Annotated in this window: 13 protein-coding genes; 2 read left to right on the top strand and 11 right to left on the bottom strand. The window is 46.9% G+C overall.

The genetic code is table 11. The annotated features are described in order from the left end of the window. Window positions 1-37: 37 nt before the first annotated feature. Window positions 38-415, bottom strand: a complete 378-nt coding sequence (locus N667_RS19750) for a hypothetical protein (protein WP_156936096.1) — start codon at window positions 413-415, stop codon at window positions 38-40. A gap of 3 nt (window positions 416-418) precedes the next feature. Next, window positions 419-1,201, bottom strand: a complete 783-nt coding sequence (locus N667_RS0107795) for an SDR family oxidoreductase (protein ID WP_027409060.1) — start codon at window positions 1,199-1,201, stop codon at window positions 419-421. A gap of 322 nt (window positions 1,202-1,523) precedes the next feature. Here N667_RS0107795 and tnpB point away from each other — a divergent pair, with 322 nt between their 5' ends. Together tnpB and N667_RS0107780 are read left to right on the top strand one after the other, a co-directional pair. Beyond that, window positions 1,524-2,627 (top strand): IS200/IS605 family element RNA-guided endonuclease TnpB, encoded by a 1,104-nt coding sequence (tnpB, locus tag N667_RS0107785; RefSeq protein ID WP_027409059.1) that lies wholly within the window; start codon window positions 1,524-1,526, stop codon window positions 2,625-2,627. A 309-nt stretch (window positions 2,628-2,936) separates the two neighbouring features. Beyond that, window positions 2,937-3,860: a GyrI-like domain-containing protein gene (locus N667_RS0107780; RefSeq protein WP_409978177.1), complete on the top strand. Its 924-nt coding sequence runs from the start codon at window positions 2,937-2,939 to the stop codon at window positions 3,858-3,860. A gap of 236 nt (window positions 3,861-4,096) precedes the next feature. Here the strand turns inward: N667_RS0107780 and N667_RS18400 are convergent, their stop codons facing one another. The 9 genes from N667_RS18400 to N667_RS0107735 all read right to left on the bottom strand — a co-directional run bounded on the left by N667_RS18400 (window position 4,097) and on the right by N667_RS0107735 (window position 12,769). Next, the gene (locus N667_RS18400) at window positions 4,097-4,651 is read right to left on the bottom strand and encodes a hypothetical protein (RefSeq protein ID WP_051529986.1); all 555 of its coding nucleotides are present in this window, start codon (window positions 4,649-4,651) and stop codon (window positions 4,097-4,099) included. Between the two features lie 164 nt (window positions 4,652-4,815). Further along, window positions 4,816-5,661 (bottom strand): 5'-3' exonuclease, encoded by an 846-nt coding sequence (locus N667_RS0107770; RefSeq protein WP_027409057.1) that lies wholly within the window; start codon window positions 5,659-5,661, stop codon window positions 4,816-4,818. Between the two features lie 82 nt (window positions 5,662-5,743). Next, window positions 5,744-5,944: a hypothetical protein gene (locus N667_RS0107765; protein ID WP_027409056.1), complete on the bottom strand. Its 201-nt coding sequence runs from the start codon at window positions 5,942-5,944 to the stop codon at window positions 5,744-5,746. Window positions 5,945-5,949: 5 nt separating this feature from the next. Next, window positions 5,950-6,237 (bottom strand): ferredoxin family protein, encoded by a 288-nt coding sequence (locus tag N667_RS0107760; protein ID WP_035098400.1) that lies wholly within the window; start codon window positions 6,235-6,237, stop codon window positions 5,950-5,952. Further along, window positions 6,237-7,532: an FAD-dependent oxidoreductase gene (locus tag N667_RS0107755; protein WP_027409054.1), complete on the bottom strand. Its 1,296-nt coding sequence runs from the start codon at window positions 7,530-7,532 to the stop codon at window positions 6,237-6,239. The genes N667_RS0107760 and N667_RS0107755 overlap by 1 nt, the downstream gene beginning before the upstream one ends. Beyond that, window positions 7,525-8,574 carry an electron transfer flavoprotein subunit alpha/FixB family protein gene (locus N667_RS0107750; protein WP_027409053.1) on the bottom strand — a complete coding sequence of 350 codons (1,050 nt, stop codon included), beginning with the start codon at window positions 8,572-8,574 and terminating at the stop codon, window positions 7,525-7,527. The genes N667_RS0107755 and N667_RS0107750 overlap by 8 nt, the downstream gene beginning before the upstream one ends. Before the next feature lie 12 nt (window positions 8,575-8,586). Then, window positions 8,587-9,399 carry an electron transfer flavoprotein subunit beta/FixA family protein gene (locus N667_RS0107745; protein WP_027409052.1) on the bottom strand — a complete coding sequence of 271 codons (813 nt, stop codon included), beginning with the start codon at window positions 9,397-9,399 and terminating at the stop codon, window positions 8,587-8,589. 209 nt (window positions 9,400-9,608) lie between these two features. Further along, complete coding sequence (locus tag N667_RS0107740; protein WP_027409051.1) at window positions 9,609-10,466, bottom strand: Cof-type HAD-IIB family hydrolase; 858 nt, start codon at window positions 10,464-10,466, stop codon at window positions 9,609-9,611. A gap of 371 nt (window positions 10,467-10,837) precedes the next feature. Then, a complete protein-coding gene (locus tag N667_RS0107735) occupies window positions 10,838-12,769 on the bottom strand; it encodes a FapA family protein (protein ID WP_027409050.1) in 1,932 nt (643 codons plus the stop codon). Between the last annotated feature and the right edge of the window lie 44 nt (window positions 12,770-12,813).

The raw sequence follows: 12,813 nt of genomic DNA, 5'->3' as shown, positions 1-12,813 counted from the left end.
ATCACGATTTCATTTCCTTCATAGTCCCCTTGATTGTCTAAGATTGCCTGTATTGGGCGATTGTGATGATACCCTTGACGAGCAGCTGCCCGAGCACATATACAATCCAAATCCATACAACTGCCCCATTGCGTCCAACGACGGTGAACCAGTACGGATCAAGAGGAAGAAACATCGACGCGAGTATGAGCGAGAATATAAGATTTAGGCCGTTCAACAACAGCGTCACCACCATATTGACTTGTGTCGCAGCGATACCCGCCAGCACGATCACCAAGACAAATCCAACGGCTAAAAAAGACGCTTCTTTTCCCACAACGTGTTGATGATATTCATACCAATGAAAAAGAAACGGAATGGGAATAAGAAAGCTGCTCAACAAAGCTATCGTTATTTTATTCAGTCGTTTTCCCATCATCTACCCTCGAATAAACCCACCTTCCGAATGGATAATTTGTCCGGTAATCCATTCAGCTTCGTCGCTTGCTAAAAAGCGGATAAGCCGCGCCGCATCGTATGGTGTGCCGATCCGTCCGAACGGAAACTTCGGGAGAAGCTGCTTTTTGAGTTCCTCATCCATCCAACCGGAATCGGTTGGCCCTGGATTGACCGCGTTTACAGTAATCCCTTTTTCCGCTACTTCGGCCGCGAATGTTTTGACAAATGCATCGATCGCCCCTTTTGTGGCGGCATAAGCGGTCTCCCCCGGCATCGGCCCGAGAGACTGGCCCGATGTCATCGCGATAATCCGTCCGCCCCTTCCTTTTTGAAACTGTTTCGCAAATTCGACACTCAACATAATGGGCGCTCTTACATTCAAAAAATAATGGCGGTCGAGCCGTTCGCTTGTCAGCGCTGAGTAAGGCATCGCTTCGGAATAACAGGCGTTGTTGACTAAAATGTCCGGCTCGCCAAACGCATCGCGTGCCGCGGCCAATAACGCTTGCGGCCCCTCCTCCTTCGACAAATCCAATTCAAGACAATGGCATGAGACACCGAGCGCTTCTATTTTTCTTTGAATCTGAAACGGTTCGTCTTGTTCGATTCCCCATGGCATCGACCGGTCATACGCGCTCCAATACGTAAAAAAAATGTCAGCCCCTCCTTCGGCCAACGCCTCACAAATCGCCGCGCCGATTCCTTTCATGCGGCTTACTCCGGTTACAATCGCCCGTTTTCCTCGCAAGGGTTTATGTACCAACCTTCTCACCTCTTTTTCATTTTTCGCATATCAATCGCCATAGCGACGACCATGCCGATCAGAATTATGTTCCCAATCATTGTGCCAATGATTTCTCTCCACTCCATCGCTACCCCCTCCTCCATTTTTTGAAGCCATCATACGATTCTATCATTTTAATGATTTTACCATTTATCATTTTAGGCGAGAAGACTCCCACCTCAAGGAACGAATGTGAGTAGGTGGGAGAGGAATCGCCCTCGGACAAGGCTCTAAAATGATATAAAGATAGATTCAGTTATGGTATAATATGTATATGACCACATCAAGGCAGGGGAATGTCATGAGGATTCACAAATCCTACAAATTCCGCCTCTATCCCAACCTAAAACAAGAAGAGCTCATTAAAAAGACGTTTGGTTGCTGTCGTTTTGTGTATAACTATTTTCTAGAAAAATGGGATCGCACCTATAAGGAAACTGGCAAAGGATGGTCGTACCACACTTGTTCCTCCCAACTCACTCAACTAAAAAAAGAATTCGTCTGGTTAAAAGAGGTGGACAGCACGGCCCTTCAATCTTCCCTGAAACACCTCGCGGATGCTTATTCTCGCTTTTTTAAGAAGCAAAACGATCCACCGCGCTTCAAGAGTAAGAAAAACAAGGTTCAATCCTATACCACGAAACAGACAAACGGGAATATTGCGATCGAAGGAAACTACATCAAACTCCCCAAACTAGGGTTCGTTCGTTTTGCCAAATCAAGGGAAGTGGAAGGTCGGATTTTAAGTGCAACCGTTCGCCGGAATCCAAGTGGAACATACTTCGTCTCTCTTTTAGTAGAAACGGACGTACATCCTCTTCCCAAAACGGGTTCAGCGGTTGGAATCGACTTAGGATTGAAAGAGTTGGCGATTCTTTCAACGGGCGAACGATTTGAAAACCCAAAATGGCTGCGCAACATGGAACAAAAACTCATTCGGGCCCAGCGTACCTTGTCCAGACGGGTCAAAGGTTCCTCGAATTGGTATAAGCAACGAATCAAAGTGGCTCGCATTCACGAAAAAATCACCAACACAAGAATCGATTACTTGCAAAAAATTTCAACGCAGATCGTCAAAAACCACGACATCATCGCGTTGGAAGATTTGCAAGTAAGCAATATGATGAAAAATCATAAGTTAGCCAAAGCGATTCATGAAGTGTCTTGGTCACAGTTTCGCACCATGTTGGAGTACAAAGCGAAATGGTACGGGAAACAAGTGGTGACCATATCGAGAACATTTGCCTCTTCCCAACTCTGTTCGTGCTGTGGCTACCAACACCAAGAGGTGAAGCATCTGCACCTTCGTGAATGGGAATGTCCATCTTGTGGAACCCATCACGATCGGGATCAGAACGCGAGTATCAATATTCTAAAAGAAGGACTGCGCTTGTTGTCGTGTTAGACAACGGAACCGTTGGGACGACGGGGATCGCCTACTAAGAGAACCGAAGGAGGCTTCGGTGTTCGTAGGAATCTCCCACTTTGAAACGAAGTGAAAGTGGGAGTAGTTCAAAACTTTTAGAAACAAGAAAATTTGGGAAACAGTACATGAAAGTTGTTTCTACACTGTTTTCTCAAGACAAAAAAATGATTGCATGCAAACTACGGCTACCTACCACTATGAACTTCTTTTAAGGAAAACAGACCATCTTCTAGCACTCTTCGCCTAATAAAAGATCCACCCCTGCGTAATTGGTGCACATATTGTCGGATGAACATATTGAATTCCTGTTATTCTATAAATGCGGGAGGTGGTATAGTGAATGTTCTAAAAAACTTGAACGAAGCAATTAACTACATCGAGGAAAATCTTGCAAACGATATTGACTTCAAAACAGTCGCAAAGCTCGCTTGTTGTTCCGAGTATTATTTTAAAAGAATGTTTTCCTTCCTTGCGGGTATTACAGTAACAGAATACATTCGTCGCCGCCGCCTTACTCTTGCGGCATTTGAGCTTCAAAATCCAAGTGTAAAGGTCATCGACATTGCCGTCAAATACGGTTATAACTCGGCGGATTCTTTTGCGCGGGCGTTTCAAAACTTGCATGGCATAACGCCGTCTGAAGCTAAAATGAATGGCCGCTTGCTGAAAGCATATCCGCGGATGAGTTTTCAGCTATCGATTAAAGGGGGAAATGAAATGAATTATCGAATTGAAGAAAAAGAGGCATTCTGCATTGTTGGAATTAAAAAACGAGTCCCGATTATTTTCAATGGGGTCAATCCAGAGATTGCGGCCATGTGGAAAAGTTTAGATGGTGAAACGATCAACCAACTGAAAATACTGTCTAATGTCGAGCCAATCGGGCTTTTAAGTGCCTCCACGAACTTTTCTGAAGGGAGAATGGAAGAAAGAGGAGAGTTGGATCACTATATTGGCGTAGCCACAACGAAGGAATGTCCAAAACACTTCGTACAACTTGAAGTTCCTGCCTCCACATGGGCCGTCTTCGAAGCGGTCGGACCGTTTCCGAACACATTGCAAGAAGTATGGGGACGCATTTATGCGGAATGGTTTCCATCCGCCAATTACGAACCGATCGAGGGGCCGGAAATTTTATGGAACGAGCATAAAGACGTGACTTCACCGACTTTTCGAAGCGAAATATGGATACCGGTGTCTAAAAAGAAATAACATGTTAAGAATACAAGGAGCTGTTTCGGCAGCTCCTTATTTCCTGACTAAATCAAATAATCGATTTGTTGGCTCAGATGATAGTCTAAAATAACGAAAGATGGTTTTGGGAAATTTTTATGCAACTATGATATCTTTTTGCAAATCTCTCTTATTTTTCTTTAAACCATCATACCTTATGAGCACAAGAAGCGACCACCCTTTTCGAACGATCGCCTTAATCAGCTACACTACCTCTATTTTTTCAAATAATCCATATCCTTAGATAAATCACTTTTATACAACTTATTATCTTCTAGGTCGTTTCTATTAATTGGATATTTAGTCTTCGTATCAAGGTAATACTTTAATTGCAAAAATGTACTTAATGGAAACTCATGTTCAATCCAATTCTCTTTGTACCCTACAATGCCATATTCCTTAAATATTGACTCTGCCTCTCTCATCACTTCTTTTAAAAATTCATCATACGAGCACTCAGCATCTAATTCTTCTCGCTCTCCCGTATATAAACTAGTATCTTCATAATACGTTATCTTGATCGAAATTTTTTCTTTATCGACCCTACGAAGATGCCACTGTACTCCATCCGGTTCTGCCTCCCACATAAAATAACGGCCATGCTTCAAATAAACAGCTTGCGTATATAAAGGATTCAGGTTTAACAATGCTTCTAGAAGGTCTCCTAATGCGTCCGTAAGATAACCTGCCGTTAAAGAGCGTTTCTGGTCATCGATTTCTATATAACCACGTGCCCAACCTGCACCGGTCAGTTGGTATTCAAACTTCAATCGATTCACGCTCCAAGTAAAGCTAGTATTTTAGTGAACTTATCCTATAAGAAATGATAAAAAGTTGGACTAAGAAATTTTGAATCAAAAATACCATACCGTCCTTTCGCGGTTGCTCTTTGCCTTCATTCTTGAACGGTATAAGAAGAAAACAAAGCACCACACTACACCAAAACCCGTTTCGCCTTTTCTAAAAACGCGGGATCGCGTTCCCATTTTGCTTCATCAAGGCGCAAGTCAAGCGGAATGTCGCAGTGGATGGCGGCGAGTTTGCGCGATAAATACAGCATGTCCAAATGCTCGCGAATTTTTTGCTGCTGCGCTTTCGTTAAGAGATGAAGATTTTCTACCAGACCTTCGATCGAGCCGTATTGCTGAATCAACTTAAACGCCGTTTTTTCGCCGATGCCGCGCACACCCGGGTAGTTGTCGCTCGGATCGCCCATGAGCGCTTTCACATCGACGAGCTGATGCGGCCAGATGCCTTTCTCTTCATAAAAGCGTGCAAGCGTATAGGCGTCGTAATTGCCGATGCCTTTGGCAAGCAAATAGACCGTCACGTTGTCCGCTAAAAGCTGAAACAAATCACGATCGCCCGTCAAAATGGAAATACGCGCACTCTCTCGATATTGCTTCGCGATCGTACCGATACAGTCATCCGCTTCTGCCCCGAGCACACCGATATTCGGAATGCCAAGCGCAGCAACCGCTTCTTTCGCCAAATCGAACTGCGGCACTAGCTCGAGCGGCGGCTCTCCTCTGTTCGCTTTATAGTCGGGAAACCATTCCGTACGGAACGTCGTGCTCCCCATATCCCAACAACATATCACATGCGTCGGCTCGATGACGCTAAGCGCCGCAGATAAATGGCGCATCAGCCCGTGAACCGCGTTCGTCGGCACGCCGCGGCTGTTGATCATCCATTGGCCGCTAGGGGCGGTCGCATAAAAGGACCGAAACAACAGCGCCATGCCGTCGACTAATAATAAATGTGTCTCCTCTGTTTTCATACTTTATATTCCTCTCTGCTATTGTATTTATGTAATGAACCTAGAGGGATTATAATACGAGTCCAATAAAAAAACCATCCCCTTATAAAGGATGGTGCAGGTTCGAACGACCAACAATGCGCTGCGCTTTTGTCAGCTCGGCATCGACCGTGAGCCATTCTTTTTTCTCCCAACTCACCACGTAATCTTCCCACATCACTTGGCAGCGGTCATCAGAAACAGCCAATACGACGCCCCTTGCCCCGTCAAGCGCAAAGATGACGCAATCCCCTACGCAAAGCATGGCGTTCATCCTAGCCTAAAGACGATGCCGTGGCCGCCCCGCGGATATTCCCACCGGATGTTTTCATATGGACAGCCGATGCGGCAGCTGCCGCATTCATGGCAGCCTTCATAGCCGACGTGCATGCGGATTTCTTCCCATTTGTAGACGGAGGCCGGACAAAAAATCGTGCAAATTTTATCGGGGCATTTTGTCAAACAAATATCAGGGTCGAGCACGTGAAGATGTGATTTCGTATCCGCGTTAAAACGGACTAAATATTGCTTTTCTTCAATCGTTTGCGCCTTGTTCATTATTTCATCACCCTCCACGCTTTCATGACGTCGCGCGCCAATTTGAATTTTTCGCCCACAGAACCGATGTCGCGCCAAATCTTTTTCTGTTTTTCCCATTTCGATGTGCCGTCCACCGTAAACATTTGGCTCGCCGCGCGATTGAGCATCGGAATGTACTTCTCGAAATATTGCGGGAACTTATCAAAATGGTGGGTCGCATCTTTGTATTTTTTCAAATCCTGACCGATAAAGCTTTCCATCAGCTTCATCCGATATTGATCGAGCATGCCTTCGGAAAAATCGTTGTACTCTTTCGCCATCACGATCGTTTCTGCGGCGAGCCGTCCGGATGTCATCGCCATATTCGAACCTTCGCGGTGAATGGCATTAACTAATTGCGCCGCATCGCCAACGACGAGCACGCCGTTTCCGGCCACTTTCGGAATCGAATGATAGCCGCCTTCCGGGATCAAATGCGCCAAATATTCGATTGGTTCGCTTCCTTGCAAATACGGACGGATCATCGGATGGTTTTTGACGTATTCAAGCAGTTCGTACGGACGGATTTTATGTTTAATCAATCCGGACAAAAGCGTGCCGACGCCGATGCTGAGGCTGTCTTTGTTCGTGTATAAAAAGCCGGTCCCTAAAATCCCTTTCGTCGCATCGCCAAACAGCTCGATCGTACAGCCTTGGCCCGGTTCCAGATTAAAGCGGTCTTCGATCACGCCTTTGTCGAGCTTCAAAATTTCCATCGTTGCCAATGCGACTTCATCCGGACGCCATTCGCGATGGAAGCCGAGCTGCTTCGCCAACAGCGAGTTGACCCCGTCGGCAAGTACGACGACATCGGCATACACATCGCCGTCCGGGCGGTCGGTGCGCACGCCGACAACGCGGCCGTTTTCGACGATGCACTCAAGCGCGACCGTTTCGCACACAAGAAGCGCCCCTTGCTCGACCGCCTTTTCGGCAAACCATTGGTCGAATTTCGCACGCAGCACGGTAAAGTTGTTGTAAGGTTCGCGCGCCCATTCTAAGCCTTTGTAGCTGAACGTGAGCGCTGATTCTTTATCCATCATCATGAACCGCTGTTCGACAATCGGCCGCTCAATCGGTGCTTCTTTATAAAATTCCGGGATGATGTCTTCCATCATTTGGCGGTACAAAACGCCGCCCATCACGTTTTTCGACCCCGGGTATTCGCCGCGCTCTAAAAGCAGCACATTGACGCCCGCTTTGGCCAGCTCATACGCGCAAGCCGTTCCCGCCGGGCCCGCCCCGACAACAATACAATCAAATTTTTCAGACATGACGCATTTCCTCCTTCGACGTAGACGATGCTTTGATGTTCGGAAGTTCTCGCTTAATTTGTTCAATCAACAGCGGCACAATTTCGAACGCATCGCCGACGATGCCATAATGGCACGACTGAAAAATCGGGGCGTTCGGGTCTTTGTTAATGGCGATGATCAATTCTGAGTTTTGCATGCCGACGATATGCTGAATCGCTCCGGAGATGCCGATCGCAAAATAAATTTTTGGCGTGACCGTCACGCCGGTTTGTCCGACTTGATGATGATGGTCGATCCATCCGGCTTCTACGACATCGCGGCTCGCTCCAACCGCGGCACCGAGCGCATCAGCTAGCTGGTGAATGAGTTGAAATCCTTCTTTGCTTCCCATGCCTTTTCCGCCGGCAACGATGATATCGGCTTCGTCGATGCGCACTTTTTTCGTTGTTTCTCTTACAATCTCTAACACTTTTGTTCTTACATCTTCTTCGCGCAATGTGATCTGTTCTTCAATGATTTTTCCTGTTCGAGTTGGATCTGGCGGCAGCGCTTTCATCACTTTCGGCCGAACGGTCGCCATTTGCGGCCGGTATTTTTTGCATAAAATCGTCGCCATAATATTCCCGCCAAATGCCGGACGGCTTGCCAACAGCAATCCTGTGTCTTCTTCGATATCGAGCACCGTCGTGTCGGCTGTCAATCCCGTCGGCAAATCAGTGGCGATGGCGCTCGCTAAATCTTTTCCGGTCGGCGTGGCGCCGTACAGCAGCACTTCCGGCTTATGCTTTCGACAGCAATCAAGCAGCGCATGCATGTAAGGCTCGGTGCGGTAATGGGCAAAAATCGGAGCGTCATAGACGTACACAACATCCGCCCCGTAGGCAAACGCGGTGGAGGCAAGCTGTTTGATACCGCTTCCAATTAGCACCCCGGCCAATTCTGTCTTTCTTTTATCAGCAAGTTTTCTTCCTGCCCCTAACAGTTCAAGTGAAACCGGAGCAATGTGCCCGTCTTTCACTTCTAAGTACACCCATATTCCCCGGTAGTCGGCGAAATTCATTCGGCTCCCCTCCTATTGGAACAGCTCTTTTTTTGTAAAAATAATAGAAAGCAGTTGCTTCACTTGCTCGGGCGCGCCCCCTTCGAGCAGCTGACCTCCTTGCGGTTTTGGCGGGGCCCATACTTTTGACACGATCGTCGGAGATCCTTTCAATCCGAGCTGTTTGCGATCGACACCCTCCAAATCGTCTACAGCCCAAATGGTAGGTTGATAGCGTGCGGCTTTAATCATATTTGGCAAAGGGGCGAAAGAGATGTCGTTAATGTCCTTTTCAACAGCAAACAAACAAGGCAGCGTCGATTGCAAGACTTCATAGCCGTCTTCTAACTTTCGGTGAACGATGGCATAACCTTTTTCTTTATTAATTTCCACCACTTTTTTCACGCCGGTGAGGGGAGGAATGTTCAAACGGCGGGCGATGCCGGGACCGACTTGGCCTGTGTCGCCGTCGATTGTCATTTTGCCGCAAATGACGAGATCAATCGGGCGGTGCTTCGCAATTTTTTCAAGCGCTTTCGTTAATGCATAACTTGTTGCTAGCGTGTCTGCCCCGGCGAAGGCGCGGTCGGAAATCATATACCCTTCGTCGGCGCCCAGCTCAATGCATTTTTTAATCGCTTTCACCGCAGGTGGCGGGCCCATTGTCAGCACCGACACGATGCCGCCATACCTTTTTTTCAAGCGAACCGCTTCCTCAACGGCGTGGGCATCATACGGGTTTAAAATTGCCGGTGCGCTCGCTCGGTCCATCGTATTTGTTTTCGGGTTCATTTTAATGATTTTTGTGTCTGGAACTTGTTTGATGCAAGCTACAATATGTAGCATGCCTTCACCTCCAATGCCGAAACGGCTTTGTTCGTTCGTTCACATGCTGGTATTGCATGAGATTTCCTTTACTTTAATGTTATTTAACAAGCTAGGCAGATATTCTAATAGAGATCATAAATTCGCTACAGTCGGAGAAAACAAAAAAGACGGTGTGAAGCGATTGTCCGAAACAAGACAACGCTTTACACCAGCCACCAAGCACATCGTTATGATTTTTTGAGACATTTACGAACAAGTTCTTCTATGAAGAGGGCCACTCCATCTTCATCGTTTCTAGCGGTAATGTAATCACTCTCACGCTTCACTTCGTCGGAAGCATTTCCCATTGCCACGCGCTGGCCCGCTACCGCGAACATGGAAAGATCGTTATGACTGTCACCGATGACAACGGTATCCATGAGATCGATTCCATAATGAGCCGCAAGTGTCTTGATCGCTTGCCCTTTTGTCGCCAATTTATTATTTACTTCGATATTGTTTGGGTGTGAAGATGTCACTGTCACTTCAGGAAGCACTGCAAATTTCTGCTTGGCTTCTTTTAATAACTCGCGGTTTAACGAAAAAATAAGAACTTTATAAATAACGAGCGCTTCGTTGTTCCATACTTCACGAATATCTTGTACATATGTCACACGCGCTTGCTGAAATTGTTTGCGAACTATGCGGACGAGCTCCGAATCGTCTACGGTGCGATTGGCCAATTCTTCTAAATGTTCGCGGTTATGAAGTCCAACGTAAACCGCCTCGCTTGTATAAATTTCGCAGTACAAGTCTGACTGCATGCGCACCCACTCTAGCGCTGGGATGAGTGTTGTTTTGTCCACTGGAATATCGCTGACGACCGTTCCATCGGCAAGCGTAATGGTCGCTCCATTTAATCCGATCACTGGACAGACAAGATCCGCTTCCGAAAGCGGCGCCCGTGCATCTTTATACGCTCTTCCCGTGGCGATCGTTACGATATGACCAGCCGCTTGTGCTTCCAAAATCGCTTCCTTATTTCGCTCGCTAATGCGTCCATTCGAATCAAGCAGCGTGCCATCCATATCCAATGCGATTAACATGCATGTATTCCCCCGTTTCTTTTTCGGATTCCGCGGCGCCTTACCGCTCGAAAAACTCTTTCCTATTATAATACAAAAACTAAAAAAACACGGAGCGATATGCTAAAAAAATAACCCGCCAAATAGCGGATTAGCAGGTTGTTATGTTCGATATTGTACGTCTTTCTGTCATGTTGATAACGTTTTGATCCGTTCGATAGCTTTTGAAACATTCCACATACTGCCTATCACTTGCCCGATCAAACAGCTTCCAACTCATTCGCACATACCCATTTAGTAATGTTTTCCCACATCATTAACTAACGAACAGCAACTTCCATTTATGGTAACGGTAAATGATATGTCCGCATCGTTGGCGCCGTTTTTATCCGTCAGTAGTTGTCGAATCGAATGGCAGCGGCCTCCTCATCCCATCTCGCACAAACGTTTCTTTTTGGTTCGATAAATTTATAAACTTTTGTGCCGATATGAAGAACTGTTCCTTCCCAGACGCGATCAATGTGAATCGTTTCACCTTGAGGAACGGCAAGCACCGTCTTCACGGCGGAGGAAGAACCGGCTTCTTTGACGCGGATGCCTTTTTGCGCATATACTTCGCCGCCCCTTAGCACACCATGAACCGTTAATATTCCTCCTGCATAAATGTTGCAGTTGTAACACCCTTTTCCTGACACAATGACGTCTCCGCTACTATGGATGGTGCTATGAAGCGCGTACGATAGCTGAATCACATTCGGCTGCATCTGTTCTGGCGGCTGCATCAGCTCATCCATCCCACAAAGCAAATCAACTAAGCTGTTCGGAAATCGAACATCTGCTGTATCCAGCAACAAACTAGAATGCAGCTTTTTGCCCATTTGCAGCCACGATTCGTCCAATCGCTCTTTCTTCTCTTCGCAAATTGCCTCATACTGTTTTACAGCGTCTATAAGCGGACGAAATTTCGTTTCTAGCAATCTTCTTTTGATGAGTGTAATGTCATGTTCTTGCAGTTTTGATTGCCATGTCAATTGCCGGATGGCGGCCATCATTTTTGTTAGTCCCTCGCGAATGTTGCCCAACAGTGCAGTCAATTCGGCTATAATAACTTTTGGTTCTCCAGACACAACCTCTCCGTTAATCAGGTTGCGGTAAATGTAAACCGACTGTTGCGCTTGAATTTTTGCCCGGTTAACATTTTCGGAAACGACAACGCTCCCTATAGCTTCCACTTCCATCCCATCTTGGATGTTACCGATAATTTCAACGTCTCCTTTAAAACGAATATTACCGGTAGACAGGTCGACGTCGCCCCGGTGAACGAGCTTCGGAATCATCGATACGACCACGCTTCGTCCCCGTTTGACGACTTGCGGGCGTCCGGGTTGCGTAGCGATTAGGCACGATTCATCATCGGACATTGTCACTCCGTTCCCAAGCTGAACGTGCACCGGGAACGTATCGCGCGCAGGGATCGGGTCACCTGTGATTCTCTTTCCAGGAATGCCCGGTTCGGGAGGATGAATGACGGCAACAATATCGCCCGCTTGCGCGCTTGAAATGACTTCTGTTTCCCGATAGTCGACCGTTCCGTCCTGTCGCATTTTCGGCTTTTTTGATTGGTCCGCTCCAATTTTGAGCTCGATCCAACCGTTTTTTCCTTCTTGTGGAGGTGTACCTTCCGCGATGATAACGCTTACCTTTTCCTTTGCTTGAAGCGCCTCTTTAATATTTTCTTCCTTGACCCCATATACGATGTGCAGCTGCTGAAGCTTGTCCTTCACATCTTCATATGCAATCGTCTGGTCGACCTGCACATCTACTTCTGCCTGCAATCGTATATGCTTGGCCGGAGGGTAATCAGGCAACGCATAGCGTCTACGAACAGCTGGCTCAATTGTTAAAATGGCCTGCATTTTTTGTGCGTCTAACGCAACGTCCCATACCGCATTCGTTCGTTCCTCGTCCTCGGCGCACACTTCCCACTCGTCTCCTTCTTCAATCGTCACCGTGCCTTCTACTTCCTCTCCGTTGCGAAAAAGTTTCAAGCCGAGCCCTTTTGTAATCATCGGTTTTTCTAAAGCTGTGCATTCATAAAACAGCTTGCCGTCCTTTAGCCATACTTTCGCCTCCTGCTTCGGCGGCTTTTCAATAGATGCTTTCGTCAGCTTCACTACCGCTTCTTGGGACATGAGGCCAAACAACCGCTTTTTTTCGTGCTGAACGATTTCTATTGTTACTTCTTCTCGCGTCGCCTGCAATTGCGCAAGTCCAAGACGGATCGCTTCGTCAACGGTGCTCCCTTTTGCAATCACGCTTTTCATTATTGATTCCCTCCTTGATTGGACGCACGTTCACCTATCTTCAT

The sequence above is a fragment of the Anoxybacillus tepidamans PS2 genome (assembly GCF_000620165.1).
Classification (GTDB): domain Bacteria; phylum Bacillota; class Bacilli; order Bacillales; family Anoxybacillaceae; genus Anoxybacteroides; species Anoxybacteroides tepidamans_A.
This window is presented reverse-complemented; position numbering and strand designations above follow the sequence as displayed.